A 25,501-nucleotide genomic window follows, 5' to 3' on the forward strand; every position below is an offset into this window, starting at 1 on the left:
CGCAGTTTCCGTTCCCCTAGCAGGGCAAAGAGCCCTGACAGCCGGTACCAGAGGAGGACCCCGTGGACCCCAGGCCAGGGACCAGCCAGACGCCGTCCGCGAGCGACATCGAGGAAGTACTCGTCAGTGGCGTCCGGCCGCCTGTCGGTCGGTACCGGCTCGACCTGGCGACAGGGGAGTGGGCCTGGTCGGACGAGGTGTACGTGATGCACGGTTTCCAGCCGGGCGAGGTGGTGCCGACGACGCCGTTGATGCTGTCGCACAAGCACCCGGACGACCGCGGCCGGGTGGACGGCATGCTCCAGCGCGCTGCGGAGACGGGGCAGCCGTTCAGCTCGGTGCACCGCATCGTGGACGCCGCAGGAAAGACCCGCACGCTGGCGGTCACCGGTCAAGGCCGGCGTGACCCGGCCACCGGTCAGATGACGGAGCTGTTCGGGTACTTCATCGACGTGACCAAGGCGCAGCGCGAGGCGGCGGCTCGCGAGGCGTCGGCCTCGATCCAGGCGTCCTCGGAGCGCCGTGCGGTGATCGAGCAGGCCAAAGGCGTGCTCATGGTCGTCCACGGCATCGAGGAGGACGAGGCGATGAGCCGGCTGCGCGAGGCGTCCAACCAGTCGAACGTCCCGCTGAGGGACATCGCCTACTCGCTGGTGCAGCTGTTCTCCGGGCCGGATGTCACGGAGTTCCCGACGAGCGAGATCATCGACAGTTTCCTGGCTGCCCCGGTCCTGTCGGACGACCTCTGACGCACGGCGGGCGGCCAGGTCATCCGGGAAAGGTCCGAAGCCAGGATTCTCGGGGCGCCTCGATCCAGGATCGTAAGTGATCTTCCATCATTTTACTTACCGTTCCGATGTCTTTCGGGGCATCGATCCGCCTGAAATTTTCGAACGTATCGAGATAGGCACGCGCGATCGCTGGGTATAAATCAGCTGCTTCAACTGATGTGCGCCGAGCCTTCACGCCGTAATGATCGCCTTCGGGCCGCCCAACTTTAAGTAGGAGGAACCCCGGCCAGCCGCGAATGGATTCCAGACGTATCGGAATATCCCTTTCAAAGAGACCCGTCTCTCCCAGACCGTTTTCGTGACAGTCGTCGAGCATGTTGGTCAGCATCGGCCACAGTGCTCCGACATCATCCCAAAGATCAGGGCCGAACATTTCGACCCCGTCAATGGTCATGCTTATGAAGCCTTCTACGTACCCGTACCTCGCCTGAGTAAAAGAATCAATATTCTGAACCGGATCGAACTTCGGAGATCCGTGCCGGTCGGACAGGTAAGTCTGAATGGTGATATCGCTCACGGTTCGCTCATCCCCACAGGGTGGAACGTGCCGATGGCTCCTTGGTTCACACCAAGCCGGTACGTCACTCCGTCGATCGTAGCCTTGACATTGCCAACCTGCTGCTCCGGTTTTGGCTTTCGTGCAATTGCCTCAAGTTCGTCAGTCTTCCGACGGACGACCTGATCGATGAGGTCAACGATGTCGTCAATGGTCCTGGACTCCCTGAACATATCGTTGCTCTGCTTCGCCTGCTTCGGATCGAAGTACGTCGGGTGATGCCTTTCAAGGATGTGCTGGATCCCGCGACGTTGCAGGACGAGCGTGGTGTTGCCATACCTGAATGTCTTCGGCTCCCAGTTCTTCAGCACCGCGAGGCAGCCAGTGTTGTGAACAAGAACTTCGGCGTCGCCCACGTGGTAGGTGTGGAGACCAAGAATCGCGAGGTTGTAGGCCGCCCCTTCACGCGTCGACCCGGTGTCGAGGCCGCCGACAGCCCGCTCGGTTCCGTCCGCCGACAGGACCTTCTCGCCAGGCGCGAGGTCCTTCGCGTACTCGAAGGCGCGGTCGGTCGAGGACCAGAACGGGTGGTCGCCGGTAGTGGTGATCTTGTGCCCGCTGACGAGCGTGAGGTCCACGAGCGTGTCCGGGTGGACGAACGTGTCGATCACCCGTCGCGGGCCGTTCGCGCCGGAGACCGGATCCGTCGCGTGGACGTAGTCACCGGGCCGGACGTCCCGGATGGGCTGGTGCGTGCCGTCTGCCATCAGCACGGGTGTCGATCCGGCGAAGGATGCGAAACACCCCGCCGGCACCGCGACCGGCAGCTTCTTTCCCTTCGTCGCGACGAACGCGACGATCTTCTCGACAGCTCTGACGACCGCCGGGATCGCCTTGACGACCTTGATCGCCTTCCCGACGGGCAGCAGGTTGATCAGCGTCATCACGCAGGCGAGAATGTCCGCCTCGGCGAAGCACTTCTCCAGGTCGGTGAGGCCGATGAAGTCCTTCATGATCGGCCAGAGTTCCTGAATGATCAGCTGCTGGACATCGGCTTCGACGGTCAGAGCGGAGTCCGGTGCGGCCGAGTCGAGCGGGAGCAGCGGTTCCGGAACGGTGGATCCGCTGACCGTCCGCGTCAAGCAGATCTCCGAATCCTCCGCATCGTGCTCGAATGCCTGCTCATGGAAGACCTCGGTATTCACTATGCACGCGCCAAGAGGGCCGTCCATGGCCCCGCCCCAGAAGACGACCATCTCGTCCTCGCCGGCGCGCTCGCTCAGGTAGGTGTCCAGCTCTGCCGAGAAGCGCATGCGTGCGAAATTGTATTCGGCTTCGAAGTAGAGAACCTTGCCTTGAAGAATCTCGTCGCCTATGGCCTTGTAGTCATCGACCCACTCGGGCGTCATGGAAACAAACTGCCGCGGTCCCTCATAACCGACCCGGGGATCGTCCTTCTTCCCCTCGCTCTGGCTCTCGTCAGCAACGTCGAACCGGACAACCGAAGCGTTCTCAACCGACGCCGGTGACGCGTCCTCGCGACCTGAACCCTCGGCCGGTGCGCCGGCGTCATCGCCACCTGTCGCGTCGGCGTCCGCAGCCGCGACACCGGTCAGCTCTCCGCCCAGGGCTCGGTAGGTTCGCGCATACGGGTCAAGCGTGTCCGCGGTGATCGCAGGGTTGCTCGTCGCGGCGGCGTAGTCGAGCACGCCGTCGGCGTCCACGTGCCCGTCGATGGCGTCCAGCTCGCCCATGATCGAGGCGGCCGTGAAGTCCTCTGGAACCTGATCCGGGTACTTCTGCCGAACTTGAGCGACCGCCTGCTCCAGGAACTGTTCGACGTCGGGCAGCTTCTCCAGCTCCGAGGCGGCGTCCACCACGGGCGTGCCCCGGCCGTCCGTCGACGTCGGCGGCGGGGCGTCCGTCGCTCTTGTGCAACCAGTCATGACCACGGCGACCGCCGTGATCGCCACCATCGCGATCCCTCGAACCGACCAGGCGCGAGCCTCGCGAGCGAACATGTACGACCTTCCTGACACGAGCTACGACCCCGGCGAAGACCCTATCCGTCTCCCGGCGGAGGCGCGCTGCCGCCTGGCGCCCGCATAGTTCGGTGTATGGGCACAAGCATCTTCACGCCAGGAGCCGAAGTGGTCACCGCGCGTGGACGCGGCGCAGTCGTCGATGTCCGGGCAACTCACTCGGGCAAGTTCGTCTTCGGGGTCGAGGACGCCGACGGCGAGGTCACCTACTTCACCGAGAAGGCCCTCCGGCTCGCGGAGGGCTAGGAGCACCGCCCCCGAGATCGTCGCGGTGGCCTGGGTCCCGGTCGAGCCTGACAACACAGTTCCCGTTGAGTGCGGGCTATTTGTGGGCAGAGGCAGTCTGGCCCACACACACATTGCCCGCACTCAACGAGGGTTCTATCTGGACAGGGTGGTCTGGACGGCCTCGGTCAGGGCTTCAGGGCTGGTGACCTCTAGCTTTTTGCCGTCCAGGAAGAAGGTCGGCGTGCCGCCGACGCCGAGCGCTCGGCCCTCGTCGAAGTCGGACCGGACCCGTTCGGTGGTCGCCGGGTCGGCGACCGCGGCGTCGTAGGCGTTCATGTCCAGGCCGAGCTCCTGCGCGAAGCCGCGAAAGACATCGGCCCTGGATTCCTGCGCCTCGCCCCACTCGGCCTGCGTCTCGTACATCCGCTGGTACATCGGCTCGAGCCGGCCCTGTGCCGCGGCGGCCTCGACCGCGACGGCGGCATTGGTGGAGTTGGCGTGCGCGGGGATCGGGAAGTAGCGCATGACGACGGTGAGCTCGTCGCCGTGCTCCGCGCGCAGCTGCTCGACGGTGGGGTAGTAGGCGCGGCAGACCTCGCACTCGAAGTCGAGGAACTCCACCAGCACCGCCTTCTCGTCGGGTGCCTGGTTCAGGACGTGGCTGTCCTCGCGCACGACGTCGGCGCCGGCCGCGTCGCGCTCGGGGCTGGTCAGGATGAACGCGACCAGGAGGCCGACCAGGCCGAGCAACCCGACCAGGAGCACGAGCTGGAGCAGGCGGCGTGAGGTCAGGCGTTGGGTGATCGGTCGCTGGGCGGTCGTGCGCTGTGCAGTCATGGGATTCCTTTGGGCGGAGGCCGAAGCCGGTCGACTCGGAGCAGAACCACGCGGAGCGCGCCCGACGTCAGGGCGCGCCGATGCCGCCGACACAAGGGCGCGTCGGCGGTGCGGGGTGGTCTACGTCCGGGAGATCCCGAGAGCGTGCAGCGACGGTGCGGCTGCGTCTGCCGTACTGGCAGGGACCGGGGTGTCGCCGTGCACCACGGTGGAGACCAGCCAACCTGTCGAGGGCACGGGCGGTGCGGCAGGCCCGGGGGAGGAGACCGGCAGGAACGGATCGCAGTGCGCCGACGGCGGGTGGCGGTCCGAGCAGTCCCGGAGGCCGTCGTGGACCGGCCCGGCTGCGGCCTCTACGGCGGTCGCCTCGTGCTGAGCGCCGCACACCACGCCCGCGCCGACCACGGCCAGCACCAGGAACATGGCCGCCAGGACGCGCGCCAGCCCGTGTCGGAGACCGGCGAAGGGTCGAGTGCGACGAGTCACGTCCATGGCGCGCCCAACAGTAGTCGAGCACGCCCGGAACGTGAGACGACGACCAGGGGTCTTGACGAGGGGGCGCCCCGCATGAGTGCGTAGCCCTCCGTCCACCCTACGGAGCTCTCATGACAGCCATCGACGCCTCTCCGGTCGCCACCCGACCGACCGAGACCGCCTCCGCACCCGCCACCCGATCCGTCCAGGAACCGGCCCGGACCACCCGGACCACCCGCACCGCACGAACGGTCCAGGCCGACCCCGGGCCGCGAGAACACCGCGGCCGGCTCGCCGCCGCCCGCACCCAGGTCGCCGCACGCTACGGCGTGAACGCCCGGCACACGGACCTCGCAGCGCCGCAGGTGTCCGAGACCCTCGCCGCCGCGGCCGACCTGCCCCGATCGGTGCTCGAGGTCCAGCTCGGCCACCGCTCCGTCCGGCGGTTCCTGCCCGGGCCGCTGGCACCCTCCGTGCTGCCCACCCTGGTCGCGGCCGCGCAGTCCGCACCGACATCGTCCAACCTGCAGCTCTGGAGCGTCGTCGCCGTCAACGACCCGGCACGCCTCGCACGCGTCGCCACCCTGTCCGGCGAGCAGGACCACGTGCGAGACGCACCGCTCCTGCTCGTCTGGATCGCGGACCTCGCCCGCGTCCGCGCGCTCGCCGCGAGCCGGAGCACGACGGCACACGCCGCCGGCTACCTCGAGACCACCATGACCGCGTTCCTCGACGCCGCGCTCGCCGCCCAGAACGCCGTCGTCGCCGCCGAGTCCCTCGGCCTGGGCACCGTCTACCTCGGCGGCGTGCGGGACGACCCGGAGGCGCTCGCGGCCGAGCTGAAGCTGCCCCGGGGGACCGCGCCGGTCGTGGGGCTGGTCGTGGGCAGCCCGGACCCGGCATGCCCGGGTCGGGTCAAGCCCCGTCTGCCGCAGGCCGTCGTCCTGCACCACGAGACCTACGACATGGCGCGGCAGCTCCGGTCGCTGGGCGCGTACGAGCGGCGCATGACCGCCTTCTACCGCGAGGAGGGCTTCACGGGAGGGTGGATCGGGCGCGTTCTGACCCGCATGCGCGGCAACGGGTCGCTGCGGGGACGGGAACGGCTGCGCTCGGCGCTGGCCGCGCTGGGCATGCCGTCGTGGTGACGTCCCGGAAGCGCGACGAATCGTTTAAGTAGGTGCTGCTCGTTGACACCGGGCAAACGCTTACCCTACGGTCGACGACGCCGATTAGATCGATTCAAGTTCGGTGGTGGACGACACCGTGGCGATGGAGCCCCGCCGTCGTCACCGCACCTCGCCAGCCCTCAGCCCGTGCCCCAAACGGCCGAGCGAACTCAACGACGAGCCACCTCAAAGACGAGCCACCGCACAGAGGAGCGAACAATGTCCGAGACAAGATCGAGGCGAAGAAGTACCAGAGCGGCACTCGTGGCGGGGCTCTCCGGCCTCGCCGTCGTCGCGTCGAGCGTCGTCGCGCTGAACACGGCCCACGCCGCTACGGTCCGGCACGAGGCGGAGACCGCCCCCACCGTCTGCGGGGGCCTGGTCGAGGCCAACCACGCGGGGCACTCGGGCAGCGGGTTCTGCAACTCCGACAACGCCGTCGGAGCCGCTGTCGAGTTCCGGGTCGACGCCGCCGCGGCGGGACCGGCGACCCTGACGTTCGGCTATGCCAACGGCGGGACGGACAGCAGGCCGGGCGAGGTGCTCGTGAACGGCGCAGTGGTGGGGACCTCGCAGTTCGGCGCCACCGGCGCCTGGACGAGCTGGGCGAGCCAGACCGTCACCGCGCAGCTCAACGCCGGGGTGAACACCGTCCGGCTGCGGGCCACCGGCGCGGGCGGCCTGGCCAACATCGACTACCTGGACGTCACGACCGGCGGCTCCGAGGAGCCCGGCGGCGGGAACGGCGTCTACGAGGTCGAGGACCTCACCCGTGGTGTGACCGTCGTGCCCTCGGGCAGCGGGAACCTCGTCAGCTGGCGGCTGCTGGGCACCGACGCCCAGAACGTCGGCTTCAACGTCTACCGCGACGGCACGAAGCTCAACTCGACGCCGATCACCGGCGCCACGAACTACCTCGACACCGGCAACGGGACCTACACCGTCGCGGCGGTCAACGGCGGCACCGAGGGCGCCCGCTCGGGAGCCGAGGTCAGGTTCGGCTCGGGCGGCTACTTCGACATCCCGATCAGCCGGCCCTCCAGCATCCACGAGGCCAACGACGCCAGCGTCGCCGACCTGGACGGCGACGGCGACTACGAGTACGTCGTCAAGTGGTACCCCACCAACGCCAAGGACAACTCGCAGTCCGGCGTCACCGACAACACCATCGTCGACGCCTACACCCTCCAGGGCACCCGCCTGTGGCGGATCGACCTGGGGCGCAACATCCGGTCCGGGGCGCACTACACCCAGTTCCAGGTCTACGACTACGACGGCGACGGCGACGCCGAGATCGCCATGAAGACCGCCGACGGCACGCGCGACGGCCGCGGCGTCGTCATCGGCAACGCCGGCGCCGACCACCGCAACAGCGGCGGCTACATCCTGACGGGACCGGAGTACCTGACGATCTTCGACGGCCGCACCGGCGGCGCGGTCGACACCGTGAGCTACCAGCCCCCGCGCGGCACCGTGGCCGACTGGGGCGACAGCTACGGCAACCGGGTCGACCGCTTCCTGGCCGGTACCGCGTACCTCGACGGGTCCACGCCGTCGATGATCTTCGCGCGCGGCTACTACACGCGCTCGGTGATCTGGGCGGTGGACTTCGACGGCCGGGACCTCACGACCCGCTGGATCTTCGACTCCGACACCCGGGGCGCGCAGTACGAGGGCCAGGGCGCGCACAGCCTGTCGATCGCCGACCTGAACGGCGACGGACGGCAGGACGTGGTCTACGGGGCGATGGCGGTCGGCTCGGACGGCAACCCGCTGTGGAACTCCCGCATGGGCCACGGCGACGCGCAGCACGTCTCGGACTTCGTGCCCAGCCGCGCGGGTCAGGAGGTGTTCATGGTGCACGAGAGCGGCACCGCCCCGTCGTCGAGCCTCCTCGGCTCGAACGGCACGGTGCTGTTCCAGACGAGCCCCAGCGGTGACAACGGCCGTGGCGTGGCCGCGAACGTCACCTCCGGCAACGCGGGGGGCGAGTACTGGTCCTCGAACGTGACGGACCTCAGGAACTCCGGGGGAAGCTCCGTCGGCGCCAAGCCGAGCTCCATCAACTTCCTGGCCTGGTGGGACGGCGACGGCGAGCGGGAGCTGCTCGACGGCACCGCCATCGACGACTACCAGAACGGCCGGCTGCTGACCGGCTCGAACGTCGCGTCGAACAACGGCACGAAGGCGACGCCGTCGCTCTCGGCGGACCTGTTCGGCGACTGGCGCGAAGAGGTCGTCTGGCGGACCGCCGACTCCTCGGCGCTGCGCATCTACGCCACGCCCCACAGGACGACCCTGCGCATCGCGACGCTGATGCACGACGTCCAGTACCGCGTGGCGATCGCCTGGCAGAACACCGCCTACAACCAGCCGCCGCACCCGAGCTTCCACATCGGCAGCGAGGTCACCAGCTACCCCTGGCCCAACATCCACACCCCGTAACCGGGCGACGGCTCGAGATCAGGCTCCGGATCAGGGGCGGGCGGACCGTGCGGCCCGCCCGCCCCTGATCCTGTTCTCGTCATCGTTCCTCGTGCAGGAGTGCGTCGGAGCATGCCGCCAGGAGCGTACGGAGCCGATCGCGGTCCTCCTGCTCCAGGCCGCCCACCATGCGGGCGGCTACGTCGGATACGGCCGCACGCCCGAGCGCCAGGGTCTCGGTCGCCGCGGCACTGATCGTCGTCGCGCGCTCGCGGCGTGGGCCGGGCCGGTCCGACCGCTCGACGAGGCCCCGGCCCTCCAGCCCCTGGAGGAGGACGTTCATGGACTGGCGTGAGACGAACACGCGGCGTGCGAGCTCGGAGCCGGTGATGCCAGGAGTGTCGTGCAGCGCCTGGAGGCAGGCGTACTGCGGGACGCTCAGCCCGAGCGGGCGCAGCGCCTCGCTCATCCGCTGATGCAGCAGCGTCTGGGTCTCCTTGACGAGCAGTCCTAGGTCTTCGGCTGATGTGTGCTCTGCCACGTTCATGTCAACAGTTTGACACACGGACGTGGACGGTGTCAGCATGTTGACACCAGTTCGCACAGGAGGAAGCTCATGACGACTACGACGAGCGGCCCGGACTTCGTGTCCTTCCAGGTTCGTGACCGCGATGTCTCCGCACGGTTCTACGAGGAGCAGGTCGGGCTGAAGCGCCTGCCGGTCCCGAACCCGCAGGCGGTGGTCTTCTCGGCCGGGGGAGCCGCGTTCGCGGTACGTGACCCGTTCCCGGGCGTCGACCTCGACGCCGCGGGGGACCTCGGTTCCGGGATCGGCGTCTGGTTCCGCAACGAGGACGCCGCCGGACTGCACCAGCGCCTGGCTGCGAGCGGTGTGCGGATAGTGCAGGAGCCGTTCGACGGACCGTTCGGAACGCAGTTCTCCTTCCGCGACCCCGACGGCTACGTGGTCACGATCCACTCGTCGTGACACGGGAGCGCTCAGCGCGCTCCGGGGCCTTTCCACTCCAACCGGAGCACGCACGCGTCGTCGTCCTCGTTGACGTCGCCGCCGAGCAGCGACGCGATGAGCTTGTCGCCGGCGCTACCGGGTGCGCCGGCGGCCGCCCGGGCGAGCTCCTCCAGTCCCTTGCGCAGGCTGCGGCCACGCCGCTCGACCAGGCCGTCGGTGTAGAGCCACAGCACGTCACCGGCGCGGAGGTCGACGGTTCCCTGGCCGGGTTCCGGCCCCGTGGGAAGGGTGGCGTGCAGGCCGGACCGGTCCGCCGCGATCGAGGCCGGGGGCCGGGCCGGCGTGACGGTCGAGTCGGCCACCCCCAGCGACATCCAGCGGCCCTGCCACAGGAACTGGGGGCTGCCGTCGGACCGCATCAGGAGGGGCGGGAGGTGCCCGGCGCACGCGAAGGCGAGCCGCCCCGTCGTGACGTCGAGCTCGGCGTAGACGAGCGTGGACCCGAAGCCGACGCCGCGCCGCCGGACGAACCGGTCCACGCGGGCGAGCACCCCGGCGGGGCCGACGCCGCTCTCGGCGTAGCTGCGCACGACGGTCCGCAGCTGTCCCATCGTGGTGGCGGACCGCAGCCCGTGCCCGACGATGTCACCCACTGTCAGCGCGAGGATCGTGTCGTCGACCCAGAAGGCGTCGTACCAGTCGCCGCCCACCTCGAGCGAGCGTTCCGCGGGCCGGTAGTCGGTGCTGATCCGGGCGCCGTCGGGCTGCGGCAGGTGCTCGGTCAGCATGGCACGCTGCAGCTCGTACGCGACCGACACGCTGCGCTCGTGCAGCACCGCGCGGTCGAGCGCGACGCCGCCCTGCTGCCCGGTGGCGGCCAGCGCGCCGCGGTCGAGCGCGTCGTCGCCCGCGTGCGCCCGCGGGGCCAGGACCAGGACGCCGTGGAGGGTGTCCGCGCCGTGCAACGGGACGGTGACCTGGCCGTCGGGCGCGATCACGACCTCGGCCCTGACCTCGGTCAGTGCCGCGGGCGACACGTCCGCCGCCGGGCCGTCACCCAGCCGTGCGCGCAGGACGAGCGCCCCCGAGTCGTCGACGAGCCAGACCGACGCGGACCCGGCGCGGAACTCGTCGACCGCCGCGTGGACGAGTGCCTCGCAGACGCCCTCGATGCCGGCGGCCCGAGCGAGGGCGGTGGTGGTGGTCAGGAGCGTGCGGACGCTCGCGGCGGCCCGCTCCGCCTCCGCGCGGGCCGCCATCAGCTCACGCTCGAACCGTGAGCGTTCGCGGGCGTCGAACAGGGCGACGTCGATGAGGACGTCGCCGGCGTCACTGTCGGCACTGTCGGCACTGTCGGCACTGTCGGCACCGACGGCACGGTGCAGCTCGGCGGAGAGCAGGACCGGACGGCGGGTGCCACCCGCGCGCAGCTCGACCGCGATCTCCTCGACGCGGCCCTGCATGTGCAGCAGCGGGGAGAGGTGCGTCTCCCAGTAGATCCGGCCGCCCACCGACAGCAAGGCGCTCAGCCGGGTGCCTCGCAGGTCCCGGCCGTCGTCGGCGAACCAGCCGCGGAACGTCTCGTTGGCGTCGAGGATCGCGCCCGCGCCGTCGAGCCGGAGCAGGGCCACGGGGGCGGAGTCCCACGACCTGGCGCGTCCCGGAGGAGTCACGGCGAGAGGTACTCGCGCATGGCGGTGATCAGCTCCCCGGGAGCGCTGAGGTTCGGGCAGTGGCCGACGGCGTCGATGAGCGTGAGCTTGCTGTCGGCGAGCCGGTCGTGCACGTACTCGCCCACCTCGACCGGCGCGATGGCGTCCTCCCGGCACTGGACCACGAGGCTCGGCGTGCGGACGGCGGCCAGGTCCGCGCGGTTGTCGGAGAGGAAGGTCGTGCGGGCGAACCGCTTGGCGATGGCCGGGTCCGTGCGGCAGAACGAGTTGGTCAGCTCCTCGCCGAGCTCGGGCCGGTCGGCGTTGCCCATGATCACCGGCGCGATGAACGCGGACCAGCCGAGGTAGTTGGCGTCCATGGTCTCCAGCAGCTCGTCGATCTCCTCGGCCGTGAACCCGCCGCGGTAGCCGTCGTCGTCGATGTAGCGCGGGCTGGGGCCGACCAGCACCAGGCGGTCGAAGAGGTCCGGCCGCCGTGCGGCCGCGAGCAGCGCGATCGTCGCGCTCACCGAGTGGCCGACGAACACGACCGGGCCGAGCGCGAGCTCCTCGAGGAGCTCGACGACGTCGTCCGCGTAGCCCTGGAGGGACGCGTGCCGGTCGGGGTCGTACGCCGTGAGGTCCGAACCGCCGGCGCCTACGTGGTCGAACAGGACCACCCGGTAGTCGTCCTCGAAGGCCGGGGCCACCAGCCGCCACATGGACTGGTCGCAGCCGAAGCCGTGGGCGAGGACCATGGCAGGGGCGCCCGCCGGACGGCCGGCGATCCTGGTGTTGTGCCGGGTGGAGATGCTCACCGGCCCAGTTTAGGGAGTACCGGACCTGCTCACGATCGGTTGCGCACGAGAGCGCGCGTGACCGCGGTGACCACCGTGCTGCCCACGAGCGTGCCGATCAGGACGAGGATCGCGCCGACCGCCCAGAGCCCCGAGTCGTCCGTCGACGAGGCGTGGAGCGTCCAGGCGGCCGTGAAGGGCAGGCTGACCGCGAGCACCGCGAGCCAGGCCGGGAGCACCAGGGCGCCGACCACCACCAGAGCGACGAGCACCACCACGCACGCGATCACCTGAGGCGTCTCGTAGGGCCCGGTGACGGCGCCGGTGGCGGCGTCGACCTCGTGGGTCGTGTCCCGGCCCAGGGTCCACCACGTGGCGGTCGTCAGCGCGGCGATGACGAAGGTGAACAGAGCGACCAGGTAGCTGTTCTGCGGCATGGACCCCATAGTGCACTTTTCCGGAGCGGCTCCGCCCCTCGCCGGCCCGGATCTTCCGCACTTGACGCAATCTTGACCAATCACTCAGATGGTGGCAAACTCCCCAAATGGTGGCGCTAACATCGCAGTTCGCACCCCCCAGGGCAGCCATCGCCCGGCCAGCGCCCGACAGAGACAGTCAACGACGACAGTCGAGCAAAAGGGGAACATCATGCCGATCAGCGCCGCGAACCGCCGTCCTTCACCACACCGTCCCGGCCCGTTGCGTGCGGCGTACGCGACTGCTGCCGCCGCGGTCCTCCTGCTCGCCGGCGGGTCCGTCCCCGCGGCCTCGGCCCCGGCCGGTCCCGCGGACGAGAACGCGCCCGCGGAGGCCGGGGCGATGGCCTGGGAGACCCTGATCGACGGGAACTCGTTCGCCAGCCGCGCCGCGCTGGAGTCGGAGTGGAACTACCTGTACCCGTGGGGGTCGGACCACAACGGCACCGCCCGCATGTACGCCAGCTCCACCGACAGCAACCACCTGTTCCTGTCGCCCGCCGGGCAGCTCAACATCAAGGCGACCCGGATCACCTGGGACGAGGGCAACAGCAACAAGGACCCGCACCTGCCGATCAGGTACCACTCGGCGGCGATCCACGCGAAGAACCAGATAGTCGTCAACGACACCTACCCGAGCTACGAGATCCGCGGCGAGTTCCAGGCGCCGTCGGCCCGGGGCACGTGGCCCGCGTTCTGGATCACGGGGGCGAACAGCTGGCCGCCGGAGAGCGACATCCTCGAGTTCAAGGGTGACGCCCGGAACTGGTTCAACACCTACGACGGCGGCTGGGACAACACGATCGTCCCGGTCGGCTCGCCGGGGAGCTGGCACGAGTACCGCATCTGGATGAACAAGATCAACGCCACGGACGTCGAGATCCACTACTACCTCGACGACGTGTGGAAGGCCAGGCACGTCGGGTCCAACTTCGTCGGCAAGCCGATGAACCTGATCATCAACCTGCAGATGGAGGGGGCGTCGGGCTCGCCGGGGCCCACCACCGACACCCACTTCCGGGCCCGCAACGTCTACGTGGGCCGTACCGCCAACTGATCGGTCCGCAGGGCCGGCCGATCACCGCAACGACGCGTGAGGAACTTCCACCCATGAGCATTCGACGTACCTCGCGCGGACTGGCGGCAGCCGCCACGGTCCTCGCGCTCGCGGCCGGCGCGGCCGGCTTCGCCGCGCCGGCCGCGGCCGACGTGCCGACGGTCCCCGACCCGATCGAGTACGACTCCTATCCGGCGGTGGCCGACCCCGGTGCGTCGTCCGGCAGCTACTTCCGGCCGCACTGGTACGACACCGACGGGCGCCACGTCCAGGCGCACGGCGGCCAGATCGTCACGAGGACCGCCGAGGAGCTCGGCGTCGAGGCGAGCGAGACCACCGCCGTCGACCAGGACGGCACCACCGTCTACCACTGGTACGGCGAGGACCGGTCCAACGGCTACTACGAGAGCCCCGGCGTCTCGTTGTACACCTCGACCGACACCTACAACTGGACCAACGAGGGCGTGGTGCTGCGCTCGGTCACGTCGCGCGCGGAGCTGGAGTCGGAGTACTTCGACGCGCTCTACGACACAGTGGCCGACGACGGCACGCCGGACGCCGAGCGCATCGACGAGCTGTTCTACCACCTCAACGTCAAGGCGACGACGGAGGCGGGCGAGGCGCAGCTCAACGCGATCTTCGAGCGGCCGAAGGTGCTCCACAACGAGCGCACCGGCAAGTGGGTGATGTGGTGGCACTCCGACGGGAGCATCACGCCCGGCGGCAGCAACTACGCCCGGTCGCTGGCGGCGGTCGCCGTCGCCGACTCCCCGGCGGGCCCGTTCGAGCTCCAGGGCGCGTACCGCCTCTACAACGAGCCGACCTACCAGACGGCCTGCGATATGCCGAGCGCCGTGCCCGGCCAGGCCCGCGACATGACCGTGTTCCAGGACACCGACGGCACCGCCTACGTCGTCTACTCCTCGGAGGAGAACCGCAGCCTCTACATCGCGAAGCTCGACGACGAGTACACGAACGTCGAGAAGACGACCACCGAGGACGAGGTGGGCATCCAGTTCTCGGCCGACGGCCGGTACCCCCGCATCTGGGCCGACGGCACCGAGGGCGCACCCGTCGCCGGTGCGGACTACGGCATAGTGCGCCGCTGCGGCATCCTGGAGGCGCCTGCGGTCTTCGTGCACGACGGCAGGTACTACACGGTCGCCTCGGGCGCGACCGGCTGGTCGCCCAACCCGGAGACCTACTACACGGCCGACTCGATGCTCGGCACGTGGATCCGCGGCGTCGACCCGGACGACAGGTACGAGAACGTCGCCTACAACACGATCCCCGAGGGCGGCGACGGGCTGCTCTCGGTCGGCGACTCGCGCCGGACGAGCTTCGGGTCGCAGTCCACCAACGTGTTCCCGCTCGACGCGTCGACCGGCCGGTTCGTCTACATGGGCGACCGCTGGAACGCCGGCGCCGCCGACTCCACGTACGTCTGGCTGCCGATCACCATCGGCGAGCGCGGGAGCCTGGAGATGCGCAACCCCGCGGTCGAGGACGCCCGCTGGGCGGACGGGTGGACCGGCGAGTACTGGGACGACAAGGGCGCGGGCCGGTACATCTGGGAGGTCAGCGACGACCGGCTCCCGGAGAGCGTCCGCACCAACGACGACCTCACGGAGGCCCTGCCCGGCACGGTGGAGGTCACGGCGAACGGCGTCGCCACCGACGTCGCCGTCACGTGGAGCCCGGACGCGATCCGGTCGGCGGGTCCCCAGACGATCACGGGCACCCTTGCCGCCGACGACGAGTTCACGGCCGGTCGGACGTTCCGGCGCACCGTCGAGGTGGTCGCGCACGGCGTGCACAACCTCGCGCCGACTGCGGAGGTCACGGCCTCGGTGCGGCAGGAGCTCGCGGCGAGCACCACGGACGGGAGGATCGGCAAGGGCTGGGACGACTGGGCGGCCGGGGGCAACTACCCGCTGGGCAGCACCCTCGACTACACGTGGTCCGAGCTGCGCGCGCCGCAGGAGATCGTGGCCCACCTGTACAAGGACGGCACCACCGCGACCTGGCCGTCGCGGATCGCGGTGGAGTACGTCGACACCAACGGGGACTGGCAGCGCAGCGACGTCGCGGCCGACGTCGCCCAGGACGCCGCCGGGCCCGCGCCCGTGGTCCGGCTGGACACGTCGTCCGTGCCGCCCACGACCGGCGTCCGCCTGCGGCTGACCACCGAGGCCGCGACGTGGCAGGCGGTCGCGGAGGTGGAGATCCTCGGGCTCGCGCCGACGTCGGCCACCGATCTCGCGACCCTTGCCGTCGACGGTGAGGCCGTGGACGGCTTCGATCCCGCGGACTGGGACCAGACCGTGGTCACCACCGGTTCCGAGCCGGTCATCACGGGGACCGCGGCGGATCCCGCCGCGACCGTCACCGTGGACCAGCCCACCGCCGAGCGCCCGTGGGCGCACGTGACGGTGACGGTCAGGGAGGGCGGCGAAGCGGTCGCCGAACGGGTCTATCTCGTCCGCGTCCTGAACCCCCGCAGCGACGCCCGGCTGACGGGCCTCGCGGTCGACGGCGACGCCGTCCCCGGGTTCGACGCCGCCACGCTCGACTACCGGGTGGACCCGGGACCGTGGGGACCCGTCCCCGAGGTGACCGCCGACCCGGTCCAGGACGACGCGACGGTGGCCGTCCGCGCCGACCAGGCGGCCGCACGGGTGACGGTCACGGCGCCCGACGGGCGCACGACGCGGACGTACACGGTCGCGTTCGCCGCCACGGGATGCGTCGATGACGCGGTGAGCGCGCCGTGGCGGTTCGCCACGCTGGCGACCCGTCCGGGGTCGGCCTGCGAGGGGGAGGGGGCGGCGTTCCGTGTCTCCGACTCCGACGACGGGCTGTGGACCAACAAGGACAACCTCAGCGTCGTCTACCAGCCGGGCCGGCTGCCCGTCGGCGGGTCCGTGCAGACGTATGTGGCGGGCCTGGACCGGGGGGCGAGCGCCGACCCGCGCGCGGGCCTCGTCGTCCGCAACGACCTGTCGGCGGCCGGCAAGGGGAGCGCCGACGGCTACGTCGACCTGGTGACCAGCCCCTCGGGCGCCTACCTGCAGTGGGACTCGAACGGTGACGGCTGGCTCGACAGCGAGGGCAGCAAGGTCGCGCTCGCGACGGCGCCCGTCGAGCTCCGTCTCGAGCGGACGGACGAGAGCACCATGACGGGCTACTACCGCACGTCGCCCGAACGGCCGTGGTCGCAGGTCGGGACCGCGCCGCTGACCGGCGCCGACGCCGAGCTCGACGCGGGCGTCACCGCCACGGCGAACAGTACCCGCGCGACGTCGACCGCGACCTTCCTGCGCACGCGGTTCTGGGACGAGCCGGAGAGTGTCGACGCGGTGGGGGTCGGCACGGTGGCCCGCAGGGCGCCGGTGCTCCCGGAGACGGTGGGCGTGACGCTCGCCGGGGGCGGCCGGACGACGTCCGCCGTCGACTGGGAGGCCGTCGAGGAGGCCGCGTACGCCGAGGCCGGGACGTTCACCGTGCGCGGCGCTGTAGCGGGGACCGGGCTGGTCGCGGTCGCCACGGTGACCGTCGCGCCGTGGCCCGTGCACGGCGCCGTCGGGCGGGAGGTCACGTTCGCCGCGGGTGGCTTCGCGCCCGGCGAGGCGGTGTCCGTCACGCTGCGGACGCACCCGTCCCTGCCCCTGGGCGAGGTGACGGCGACGGACGGCGGCACGGTCACCCCGCGCTTCGTGGTCCCGCGGGTGCGTCCGGGCGGCTACGACCTGGTGCTGCGTGGCACGACCTCGGGCACGAAGCTCGTCCTGCGGCTGGTGGTGCGGCCCGGGCACGGAAGCTGAGGGTCCGGGTGACCAGAGTGACCTGTACCACGAAGCTCGTTTCACCCACGTCTTGACGCGGCTCCCCGAACGATTAAGTTAGGTCAGGCAAACCTAAGTACCGCCACGTCGCCCACTCCGGGCGGCGTGGCGGTACTTCGCCGGTACCTTCCCCATCGCTTCCCCATCCCTTTTCGAGGAGCCTTCCGCATGCCCTCACGCCTGCCCGCAGCGACGCAGCCAGCGACTCAGCCAGTGACCGTGACGCCCGTCCCGGGCGCGAGCCACGACACGACAGCACTGTTGCGCGGGGCCACCGCGAGCGTCTACGCGGACACGGTCCGCGAGGTCGCCGACGACGTCGCCGCCCGGCTCGCCGCCGTCACGCAGCCGTTCTCCGGCGCGAGCCGCTCCGAGCTGCGCGCCCTGGTGGACGCCGTGGACCTCGACGGCCCGCCGTCCGGCACGCGGGAGGCGCTGCGCGAGGCCGGCGACCTGTACGCGCAGCACGCGATCTGGTTCCACGAGCCCACGTACACGGCACACCTGAACTGCCCGGTGGCGCTGCCCGCGATCGGCGCGGAGACGATGCTCGCCGCCATCAACACGTCCGTGGACACCTACGACCAGTCGACCGTCGCCACGTTCATGGAGCGCCGCCTGGTCGAGTGGACCGCCGGCCGCATCGGCTTCGCGGTCGGCGCGGAGGACGACGCGGCGGTCGCCGACGGCATCTTCACGTCCGGCGGCACCCAGTCCAACTTCCAGGCCCTGTTCCTGGCCCGCGAGAAGTCGCGCCGCGCCGGGACCCGGCTGGAGTCCATGCGCATCCTCGCCACCGCGGTGAGCCACTTCAGCATCGCCAAGTCCGCCCTGCTGCTCGGCCTGCCGGACGACGCGGTGGTCACCGTCGGCACCGACTCCGACGGCCGCATGAGCCCGGACGCCCTGGCCCAGACCCTCGTCGACATCGAGCGCACCGGCGACACTGTCATCGCCGTCGTCGCGACCGCCGGGACCACCGACCGCGGCTGCATCGACCCCCTCGACCCGATCGCCGACCTGTGCGACGCCGTCGGCACCTGGCTGCACGTGGACGCCGCCTACGGCTGCGGCCTGCTGGTGAGCCCGCGCCGCCGCCACCTGCTGGACGGCATCGAGCGCGCCCGCAGCGTCACCGTCGACTTCCACAAGTCGTTCTTCCAGCCCGTGTCCTCCAGCGCGCTCGTCGTCCGGGAGCGGGCCGACCTCGCGCCCGTCGCCTGGCACGCCGACTACCTCAACCCGGAGGAGAACGCCGAGCCCAACCAGGTCGACAAGTCCCTGCAGACGACCCGCCGGTTCGACGCGCTCAAGCTCTGGGTCACGCTGCGCGCCCTGGGCGCGGACGGCGTCGGCGCGATGGTCGACGCCGTCTGCGACCTCGCCGCCGCGGTGCACCAGGACCTCGCGACGGACCACGACTTCCGGGTGGTCGGCACCACCCAGCTGTCCACCGTCCTGTTCCGCTACCAGCCCGAGGGGCTCGACGCCGCCCGCGCGGACGCCCTCGTGCCGCAGGTGCGGCGCGTGCTGTTCGACTCCGGCCGCGCCCTGGTCGCCAAGACCGTCATCGACGGCCGCCCCTGCCTCAAGCTCACGCTGCTCAACCCCGACGCGACGCTCGCCGACATCCGCGGCGTGCTCGAGCTCGTCCGCTCGGCCGCCCACGGCCTGCTCGCGGGGGAGGCGCTGCTGGACGCCGACGAGCCGCCCTGCCGCGACGTGCACCCGCGGCTGGCCCGCACCGACCTGCATGCCGACGGAGAGCAGCGATGACCGCCGCCCCGACCACCACCTATGACCTGCTCGGCATCGGGATCGGCCCGTTCGGCCTCGGGCTCGCGGCGCTCGCGGACCCCCTCGACGACGTCGAGGCGGTGTTCCTCGACCAGCGCGACGGGTTCTCCTGGCACGCCGGGATGCTCATCGAGGGCACCACGCTGCAGGTGCCGTTCCTGGCCGACCTGGTGACGATGGCGGACCCGACGTCGCCGTACTCGTTCCTGGCGTGGCTCAAGGCCACGGGGCGGCTGTACCAGTTCTACATCCGTGAGTCGTTCTACCCGCTGCGCGCCGAGTACGACCAGTACTGCCGCTGGGTCGCCGAGCAGCTGCCGGCGCTGCGCTGGGGGCGGCGCGTGACGAGCATCGTCCGGGTCGCCGACCCGGCGGCGGACGGTGGCTACGTGTTCGAGGTGACCGCCGAGACCGTCCGGGGGGCCGAGAGGTCTGTCGAGAAATACTGTGCCAAGCACATCGTGCTCGGCACCGGGACGCAGCCGCGCCTCCCGGCTCACCTCCAGGACCTGGAGGGGGCGGGCCCCGTCGTGCACACCAGCGACTACCTGCCGCACCGCGCGGAGCTCGCGGCGTCCGGCTCCGTGACGGTGGTCGGCAGCGGGCAGTCCGCCGCCGAGGTGTACCGCGACCTGCTGGACGGCTGCGGTACGGGCCCAGGGGAGCACCAGGTGGACTGGGTGACCCGCTCGCCGCGGTTCTTCCCGATGGAGTACACGAAGCTGACGCTCGAGATGACGTCGCCCGAGTACACCGACCACTACGTGTCCCTGCCCATCGAGCAGCGCGACGTCCTGGCCCGCGAGCAGCGCAACCTCTACAAGGGGATCAGCGGCGACCTGATCGACGACATCTACGACACCCTGTACCGCAAGTCCGCGCTGGGTGCCGAGGTGCCGACCACGCTCCTGTCCGACACCGAGGTGACCGCCGCCCGGTTCGACGCCGACGGCGCGGGCGAGTACGTCCTGACGCTGCGACACGCCCAGCTCGGCACGACGGCGGAGCACCGCACCCGGGCGCTCGTCGTCGCCACCGGCTACGCGCCGACGGCGCCCGGCTTCCTGGCGCCCGGCCTGGTCAACCTCGACCACCGCGGCCGCTACGCCGTCGCCCGCGACTACACGGTCGACGACGACCGGCGGATCCACGTCGTCAACGGCGAGGAGCACACCCACGGGGTCACCGCGCCAGACCTGGGGTTCGGACCCTGGCGCAACTCCGTGATCCTCGCTAACGTCACGGGCCGCGAGCCGTACGCGACGGAGCGCCGGATCGCGTTCCAGCAGTTCGGCCTGCCGGTAGCCGCCGAGGCAAAGACCAACCAGCCCGACGAGATGGAGGCCGCCCGGTGACCGCCCAAACGACCGTGCACACGTTCACCACGACCACCCGGCTCGGCGAGATCACCATCGAGCCCATCGACCCGGACCGGGACGCCGAGCTCGTCCAGGGCTGGCTCGCGCACCCCGCCGCCTCGTACTGGCAGATGGCAGAGCTGCGCGTCGACGAGGTGCGCGAGTACCTCGCCGGCGTCCAGGCAGGCCTCCACGAGGCAGCCTGGCTCGGCCGCCTCGACGGCGAGCCCGTCTTCATGACCGAGACGTACGACCCCGCGCACGTCCTGCTCGCCGACGTCCACGACGCCCTGCCCGGCGACCTGGGCATGCACCTGCTGGTCGCCCCGCCCGTCAACCCGCGGCACGGCATGACCGACGCCGTCATGACGGCGGTCATGCGGTTCTGCCTCACCGACGCCGTGCCCGACGGCCACGGCGGTCAGGGCGCCACCCGCGTCGTCGTCGAGCCCGACGTCGGCAACCGGAAGATCGCCGACAAGAACGCCGCCGCCGGCTTCCGCGTCCTGCGCGAGCTGGACCTCGGCCGCGGCGCGCACGCCAAGCGCGCCGCGCTGAGCGTCGCCACCCGCGCCGACTTCGCGGCGTCCGCCCTGGGCGACGGCCCGCTCCCCGGCTCCGACCTGCTCGCCACCCACCTGACCGCCGACCACATGGAGCACGCCCACCGGCACCTCGCGGCCAAGGCGCTCGCCGAGCTCGCGCACGAGCGGCTGTTCCAGCCGGAGCCCGACGACGCCCCCGGCGCCCCGGCGGACGGCTTCCGCCTCGCGCTCGACGGCGTCACCTACCGGTACACCGCCCGCCGGTACGCCCTGGAGCACTGGGTGGTCGACCCGGCGTCGGTCCGCCGTACGGCCACCGCGGGGATGCGCGGCGACGTCGAGCTGCCCGTCGACGCGCTCGAGCTGGTCACCGAGCTGCAGCCCCTGCTGCAAGTACCCGACGCCATGCTCGCGACCTACCTCGAAGAGCTCTCCTCCACCCTGGCCAGCGCCGCCGCGAAGCGGGAGCGCGAGCTCGACGGGCACACCCCGTCGGTGAGCGGCCTGCTCGAGGCGATGCGGACGGCGTCCGGCACCCGGGCCGCCGCCGAGGCCTTCCAGCAGGTCGAGGCAGCCATGTCGGAGGGTCACCCCGGCTTCGTCGCGAACAACGGCCGCATCGGCTTCTCCCTGAGCGACTACCGCGCCTACGCGCCCGAACGCGGCGCCCGCATGCGCATGCTGTGGCTCGCCGCCCGCCGCGAGCACACCCACCTCGCGCTCGCGGCAGACCAGAGCGAGCAGGGCCACTACGGCGCCGAGCTGTCCGACGCCGAGCGCGCGGCCTTCGCCGACCGGCTCGCCGCCCGCGGCCTCGACCCCGCCGACTACCTCTACCTGCCCGTGCACCCCTGGCAGTGGGAGCACCGCGTCGCGATCACCTTCGCCGCCGACGTCGCCCGCGGCGACCTCGTGCCGCTCGGCCCCGGCTCGGACGAGTACCAGCCGCAGCAGTCGATCCGCACCATGTTCAACCGCACGCGCCCCGAACGGCACTACGTCAAGGTCGCGCTCGCCATCCAGAACATGGGGTTCCTGCGCGGCCTGTCGCCCGCCTACATGCGCGCCACGCCGTCGATCAACGACTGGGTCGCGGACCTGGTGACGAACGACGCGACCCTGCAGGGCGCCGGGTTCGGCGTCCTGCGCGAGGTCGCGTCCATCGGCTACACGGGCGACGTCTACCACCGCACGCCCGCGCCCAATCCGCACCGCAAGATGCTCGCCGCCCTCTGGCGCGAGTCGCCGGTACCGCGCCTCGCCGCGGGCGAGCGACTGGTGACCATGGCCAGCCTGCTGCACCGGGACGTGACCGGGAAGGCGTTCGCGACCGCCCTGGTCCGCGAGTCCGGCATCGCGCCCGAGGAGTGGCTGCGCGCCTACCTCGACGCCTACCTCTACCCGCTCGTGCACTGCCTGCTGACCTACGAGCTGGCGTTCATGCCCCACGGCGAGAACCTCATCCTCGTGCTGCACGACGGCGTGGTCCGCCGCGCCGTCATGAAGGACATCGGCGAGGAGGTGGTGGTCCTCGGCGACCAGCCCCTGCCCGACCGGATCGAACGCATCCGCGAGGTGGTCGACGACGAGGAGAAGGCGCTCGCGATCTTCACCGACGTGTTCGACGGCGTGCTGCGCCACCTGTCCGGCATCCTCGCCGAGGACGGCGTGCTGGGCGAGGACCGCTTCTGGGCGCTCGTCGCGGAGACCATCGACCGGCACGCCGCGGAGCACCCGGAGACCCTCCGCGGGCCGGGGCTCGGGATCGACCTGCGGGCCGCGCGCTTCGCGCACTCGTGCCTCAACCGGCTGCAGCTGCGCAACACCCTCCAGATGGTCGACCTGACGAACCAGTCGGAGTCGCTGATCTACGCCGGGACCCTGGCCAACCCGGCCGGGCGAAGAACCCACTGATGATTCGAGAGATGATGGGTAACGTGGAGTTTGACCTGTTCCGTGACGACCTCGGCATCCCGCACGTGCGGGCCGCCTCCGAGACCGCGCTGGCCTACGGCCAGGGCTGGGTGACCGCCCAGGACCGCGGCCTGCAGATCGAGGCCGACCGGATGCGGGCCGAGGAGCGCTACGCCCAGCTCGCCGGCGCGGCGGGCGACGCCTGGGACCGGTTCGCGGCGCGGGAGCGGCTGGCCGCCACGGCCCGCGAGATCTACGACGCCCTGGATCGGCCCGAGCAGGAGTGGCTCGCCGCGTACGCGGACGGCGTGAGCGCCGGCCTGCTCGCCGGCGGGCGGGACGTGCCGGAGCTGGCCGGGGTGCCGCACGAGCCCTGGCAGCCGTGGACGCCGATCGGGGTGTTCCTCACCGCGCACGTGCTGTTCAACGGCTTCCCGAGCATCCTGTGGCGCGAGCACGTCGCCCGGCACCTGCACGTGCCGGGCGTGCCGCTGGAGCAGGTGCTCGGCCTGTTCGCGGCAGACGCCGGGCCGACGTCCGGCTCGAACGCCTGGGCGGTGCACGGCTCGAACACCTCGTCGGGCAGCCCGCTCGTCGCGGGGGACCCGCACCGCACGCTCGAGCTCCCCGGCCCCTACCAGCAGGTCCGGCTCGCCTGCACCGACCCGGCCGCGCCGTACGACGTGCTCGGCTTCGCCTTCCCCGGGGTGCCCGGCATCCCGCACTTCGGCCACACGGGCTCCGTCGCCTGGGGCATCACCAACGCCATCGCGCACCATGTCGAGGTGGTCGCCGACGGCGCGGACAGCGCCGGCGCCGACGGCTGGCACCTGCACTGGCCGGCGCGCGAGCTGGCCGACGCCGGCGTCGCGTCCTGGCGCGCCCTGCTGCACGCCCGCACCGTCGGCGAAGTGGCCGAGGCGTTCAGCGGCTGGGTCGACCCGGTCAACCGGGTCCTCGCCGCGGACAGCACCGGCGAGGTGCTCAGCATGACGGCGGGCAAGGTCCCCGCCGCCGCCGACCGCGCGCTGTCCGCCGCCAAGCCCGCCGACGGGTACGTGGACCTCCCCGCGCCGGTCGCGGTGACCCAGGTCGCCGTCGACGCGAACGAGCGGCCCGTGACCCAGCCGCCCGCCGAGCTGGACGGCCGCCCGGGCCTCGGCCCGCGCGACGTCCGCCCCGGCCGGGAGGCGCACGACCTCGGCTGGTCGTACGCGCCGCACCGCGCGGAGCGGATCCGGCAGCTGCTCGCCGCGGCGACCGTCCCGGAGTCGCCCGCGACGCAGGCGCGGATCCACGGCGACACCCGCGACCTCGGCGCGGCCGGGCTCGTCGCGCACCTCGCCGCCGACGCCTCGCCGGCCGCCGTCCGCCTGCGCGCCTGGGTCGCGGACGGCGCCCACGTCGACGCCGGCTCGACGGACGCCGCCCTGTACATGCGGTGGCGGGACACCCTGACGCACCGCCTCGCCCGGCACCCCGTGCTCGCGCCCCTGCACGAGCCGCACGGGCAGGACCCTGCCTTCGCCCCGGTGCTCGGCGGCGTGTTCGACGTGCCGACGGCGGTCGGGGCCGGGCTCGCCAACATCCTTGCCGCCGACTGGCTGCGGATCGACTCCGCGGCCGAGGCGCGCGCGGCGCTGGCCGAGGTGTCCGCCGAGGGCGAGCCCACCTGGGGCGAGCTGCACGTCCCCGCCCCGCTGCACCCGGTGCCGGGTCCGGGCGACCCGGCGGCCGGCGTGACCCCGGCGCCCGTCTCCGGGAACAACGACACGGTCCGCTGCACCGGCGGGTCGCCTGGCGTGGCGGCCACCGCCTACCGCGGCTCCGTCGCGCGCTACGTCTGGGACCTGGCGGACCGCGCCAACAGCCGCTGGGGCGTGCCCTTCGGCGCCGACGGCCGTCCTGGCAGCCCGCACTTCGACGACCAGCACGCCACCTGGGCCGACGCCGCCACCGCCCCCGTCGTCACCGACTGGGACCGGCTGCACCCCGCGGACACGACCCTGCGGCTGCTGAACGGCCCGCGCGGGGCGGAGGTGTGGCGCAGCTACTTCGGCGCGGCCGGCCTCATCACGGTGCACATGCTCGACCCGGACGCCGACGCCGACGTGCTGCACGGCTGGTTCACCCAGCCGCGGGCCGGCTTCTGGGGCATGGGCGACCATGCGCGGGACGAGGTGCGGGACACCTACGCGTTCGTCGAGTCCCTGCCCACGCATCACGCCTACCTGGTGCGGTGGGACGGCGAGCCCGTGGTGCTCCTGCAGGCGTACCTCCCCGAGCACGACCCGATCGCCACCGCCTACGACGCCGAGCCGGGCGACCTCGGCATGCACTTCTTCCTCGGGAGCCGCGGGCCCACCGCCCGGCACGGCGCGCCCGACAACCCGTGGACAGTCCTCGGTCCGGCCCTGCACGAGTTCCTGTTCGCCGGGCCGGGCACCCGGCGGCTGGTCGGGGAGCCGGACGCGAACAACGAGAAAGCCATCAGTCGGATGGTCGCCATGGGCTTCACCGCGGGCGAGCGGGTGTCGTACGACTCGCCGCAGGGTCCCAAGGTGGCCCGGATGGCGTACCTGAGGCGCGAGGAGTCGGCCCGCGGCCGGGTGGTCCGCTAGCGTCGCCG

General features: G+C 71.4%; 19 protein-coding genes. 11 read left to right on the forward strand and 8 right to left on the reverse strand.

Features of this window, described 5'->3' with window-relative positions; translation table 11 throughout:
• Positions 1-62 precede the first annotated feature (62 nt).
• Positions 63-749, forward strand: a complete 687-nt coding sequence (locus ACNYC2_RS12060; protein WP_419707254.1) for a PAS and ANTAR domain-containing protein — start codon at positions 63-65, stop codon at positions 747-749.
• 19 nt (positions 750-768) lie between these two features.
• On the opposite strand, the gene ACNYC2_RS12065 is transcribed toward ACNYC2_RS12060, so the two are convergent.
• Positions 769-1,308 (reverse strand): hypothetical protein, encoded by a 540-nt coding sequence (locus ACNYC2_RS12065; RefSeq protein ID WP_419707255.1) that lies wholly within the window; start codon positions 1,306-1,308, stop codon positions 769-771.
• Complete coding sequence (locus tag ACNYC2_RS12070; RefSeq protein ID WP_419707256.1) at positions 1,305-3,308, reverse strand: Hint domain-containing protein; 2,004 nt, start codon at positions 3,306-3,308, stop codon at positions 1,305-1,307. The genes ACNYC2_RS12065 and ACNYC2_RS12070 overlap by 4 nt, the downstream gene beginning before the upstream one ends.
• A gap of 96 nt (positions 3,309-3,404) precedes the next feature.
• Here ACNYC2_RS12070 and ACNYC2_RS12075 point away from each other — a divergent pair, with 96 nt between their 5' ends.
• The gene (locus tag ACNYC2_RS12075; RefSeq protein ID WP_419707257.1) at positions 3,405-3,575 is read left to right on the forward strand and encodes a hypothetical protein; all 171 of its coding nucleotides are present in this window, start codon (positions 3,405-3,407) and stop codon (positions 3,573-3,575) included.
• A gap of 135 nt (positions 3,576-3,710) precedes the next feature.
• On the opposite strand, the gene ACNYC2_RS12080 is transcribed toward ACNYC2_RS12075, so the two are convergent.
• Both ACNYC2_RS12080 and ACNYC2_RS12085 read right to left on the reverse strand, forming a co-directional pair.
• Positions 3,711-4,394 carry a DsbA family protein gene (locus tag ACNYC2_RS12080; RefSeq protein ID WP_419707258.1) on the reverse strand — a complete coding sequence of 228 codons (684 nt, stop codon included), beginning with the start codon at positions 4,392-4,394 and terminating at the stop codon, positions 3,711-3,713.
• A gap of 120 nt (positions 4,395-4,514) precedes the next feature.
• Entirely contained in the window at positions 4,515-4,886 is a 372-nt protein-coding gene (locus tag ACNYC2_RS12085; RefSeq protein ID WP_419707259.1) for a hypothetical protein, read from the reverse strand.
• A gap of 113 nt (positions 4,887-4,999) precedes the next feature.
• On the opposite strand from ACNYC2_RS12085, the gene ACNYC2_RS12090 reads away from it, so the two are divergent.
• Positions 5,000-6,016 carry an NADPH-dependent oxidoreductase gene (locus ACNYC2_RS12090; protein ID WP_419707260.1) on the forward strand — a complete coding sequence of 339 codons (1,017 nt, stop codon included), beginning with the start codon at positions 5,000-5,002 and terminating at the stop codon, positions 6,014-6,016.
• 240 nt (positions 6,017-6,256) lie between these two features.
• On the forward strand, positions 6,257-8,482 hold the full coding sequence (locus ACNYC2_RS12095; RefSeq protein ID WP_419707261.1) for a carbohydrate-binding protein: 2,226 nt from the start codon (positions 6,257-6,259) through the stop codon (positions 8,480-8,482).
• 79 nt (positions 8,483-8,561) lie between these two features.
• Here ACNYC2_RS12095 and ACNYC2_RS12100 read toward each other — a convergent pair whose 3' ends face one another.
• Complete coding sequence (locus ACNYC2_RS12100) at positions 8,562-9,008, reverse strand: MarR family winged helix-turn-helix transcriptional regulator (RefSeq protein ID WP_419707262.1); 447 nt, start codon at positions 9,006-9,008, stop codon at positions 8,562-8,564.
• A 69-nt stretch (positions 9,009-9,077) separates the two neighbouring features.
• Between ACNYC2_RS12100 and ACNYC2_RS12105 the strand changes: the two genes are divergently transcribed.
• Positions 9,078-9,449: a VOC family protein gene (locus ACNYC2_RS12105; protein ID WP_419707263.1), complete on the forward strand. Its 372-nt coding sequence runs from the start codon at positions 9,078-9,080 to the stop codon at positions 9,447-9,449.
• 11 nt (positions 9,450-9,460) lie between these two features.
• Here ACNYC2_RS12105 and ACNYC2_RS12110 read toward each other — a convergent pair whose 3' ends face one another.
• From ACNYC2_RS12110 to ACNYC2_RS12120, 3 genes are all read right to left on the reverse strand, one after another.
• Positions 9,461-11,104, reverse strand: a complete 1,644-nt coding sequence (locus ACNYC2_RS12110) for a SpoIIE family protein phosphatase (RefSeq protein WP_419707264.1) — start codon at positions 11,102-11,104, stop codon at positions 9,461-9,463.
• Positions 11,101-11,841, reverse strand: coding sequence for an alpha/beta fold hydrolase (locus ACNYC2_RS12115; RefSeq protein WP_419707822.1), 741 nt, complete (start codon positions 11,839-11,841; stop codon positions 11,101-11,103). The genes ACNYC2_RS12110 and ACNYC2_RS12115 overlap by 4 nt, the downstream gene beginning before the upstream one ends.
• 89 nt (positions 11,842-11,930) lie before the next feature.
• Positions 11,931-12,317, reverse strand: a complete 387-nt coding sequence (locus ACNYC2_RS12120; protein ID WP_419707265.1) for a hypothetical protein — start codon at positions 12,315-12,317, stop codon at positions 11,931-11,933.
• A 211-nt stretch (positions 12,318-12,528) separates the two neighbouring features.
• Between ACNYC2_RS12120 and ACNYC2_RS12125 the strand changes: the two genes are divergently transcribed.
• The 6 genes from ACNYC2_RS12125 to ACNYC2_RS12150 all read left to right on the forward strand — a co-directional run bounded on the left by ACNYC2_RS12125 (position 12,529) and on the right by ACNYC2_RS12150 (position 25,493).
• On the forward strand, positions 12,529-13,413 hold the full coding sequence (locus ACNYC2_RS12125) for a glycoside hydrolase family 16 protein (protein ID WP_419707266.1): 885 nt from the start codon (positions 12,529-12,531) through the stop codon (positions 13,411-13,413).
• A 53-nt stretch (positions 13,414-13,466) separates the two neighbouring features.
• Complete coding sequence (locus ACNYC2_RS12130) at positions 13,467-17,237, forward strand: Ig-like domain-containing protein (protein WP_419707267.1); 3,771 nt, start codon at positions 13,467-13,469, stop codon at positions 17,235-17,237.
• 189 nt (positions 17,238-17,426) lie between these two features.
• Positions 17,427-19,034, forward strand: coding sequence for a pyridoxal phosphate-dependent decarboxylase family protein (locus tag ACNYC2_RS12135; RefSeq protein ID WP_419707268.1), 1,608 nt, complete (start codon positions 17,427-17,429; stop codon positions 19,032-19,034).
• Positions 19,031-20,410: a lysine N(6)-hydroxylase/L-ornithine N(5)-oxygenase family protein gene (locus ACNYC2_RS12140; protein WP_419707269.1), complete on the forward strand. Its 1,380-nt coding sequence runs from the start codon at positions 19,031-19,033 to the stop codon at positions 20,408-20,410. Before ACNYC2_RS12135 ends, ACNYC2_RS12140 begins: the two co-directional genes overlap by 4 nt.
• Complete coding sequence (locus tag ACNYC2_RS12145) at positions 20,407-22,872, forward strand: GNAT family N-acetyltransferase (protein ID WP_419707270.1); 2,466 nt, start codon at positions 20,407-20,409, stop codon at positions 22,870-22,872. Before ACNYC2_RS12140 ends, ACNYC2_RS12145 begins: the two co-directional genes overlap by 4 nt.
• 23 nt (positions 22,873-22,895) lie before the next feature.
• Positions 22,896-25,493 (forward strand): GNAT family N-acetyltransferase, encoded by a 2,598-nt coding sequence (locus ACNYC2_RS12150; RefSeq protein WP_419707271.1) that lies wholly within the window; start codon positions 22,896-22,898, stop codon positions 25,491-25,493.
• Positions 25,494-25,501 lie beyond the last annotated feature (8 nt).

Origin of the sequence: Promicromonospora sp. NFX87, from assembly GCF_048564965.1 — a bacterium.
Classification (GTDB): Bacteria; Actinomycetota; Actinomycetes; order Actinomycetales; family Cellulomonadaceae; genus Promicromonospora.

Excerpts from the sequence above, each read along its gene's own strand:
- ACNYC2_RS12070 (WP_419707256.1), bottom strand. The coding sequence starts at position 3,308 with ATGTTCGCTCGCGAGGCTCGCGCCTGGTCGGTTCGAGGGATCGCGATG.
- ACNYC2_RS12075 (WP_419707257.1), top strand. The coding sequence starts at position 3,405 with ATGGGCACAAGCATCTTCACGCCAGGAGCCGAAGTGGTCACCGCGCGT.
- ACNYC2_RS12080 (WP_419707258.1), bottom strand. The coding sequence starts at position 4,394 with ATGACTGCACAGCGCACGACCGCCCAGCGACCGATCACCCAACGCCTG.
- ACNYC2_RS12085 (WP_419707259.1), bottom strand. The coding sequence starts at position 4,886 with ATGGACGTGACTCGTCGCACTCGACCCTTCGCCGGTCTCCGACACGGG.
- ACNYC2_RS12090 (WP_419707260.1), top strand. The coding sequence starts at position 5,000 with ATGACAGCCATCGACGCCTCTCCGGTCGCCACCCGACCGACCGAGACC.
- ACNYC2_RS12095 (WP_419707261.1), top strand. The coding sequence starts at position 6,257 with ATGTCCGAGACAAGATCGAGGCGAAGAAGTACCAGAGCGGCACTCGTG.
- ACNYC2_RS12100 (WP_419707262.1), bottom strand. The coding sequence starts at position 9,008 with ATGAACGTGGCAGAGCACACATCAGCCGAAGACCTAGGACTGCTCGTC.
- ACNYC2_RS12105 (WP_419707263.1), top strand. The coding sequence starts at position 9,078 with ATGACGACTACGACGAGCGGCCCGGACTTCGTGTCCTTCCAGGTTCGT.
- ACNYC2_RS12115 (WP_419707822.1), bottom strand. The coding sequence starts at position 11,841 with ATGGTCCTCGCCCACGGCTTCGGCTGCGACCAGTCCATGTGGCGGCTG.
- ACNYC2_RS12120 (WP_419707265.1), bottom strand. The coding sequence starts at position 12,317 with ATGCCGCAGAACAGCTACCTGGTCGCTCTGTTCACCTTCGTCATCGCC.
- ACNYC2_RS12125 (WP_419707266.1), top strand. The coding sequence starts at position 12,529 with ATGCCGATCAGCGCCGCGAACCGCCGTCCTTCACCACACCGTCCCGGC.
- ACNYC2_RS12130 (WP_419707267.1), top strand. The coding sequence starts at position 13,467 with ATGAGCATTCGACGTACCTCGCGCGGACTGGCGGCAGCCGCCACGGTC.
- ACNYC2_RS12135 (WP_419707268.1), top strand. The coding sequence starts at position 17,427 with ATGCCCTCACGCCTGCCCGCAGCGACGCAGCCAGCGACTCAGCCAGTG.
- ACNYC2_RS12140 (WP_419707269.1), top strand. The coding sequence starts at position 19,031 with ATGACCGCCGCCCCGACCACCACCTATGACCTGCTCGGCATCGGGATC.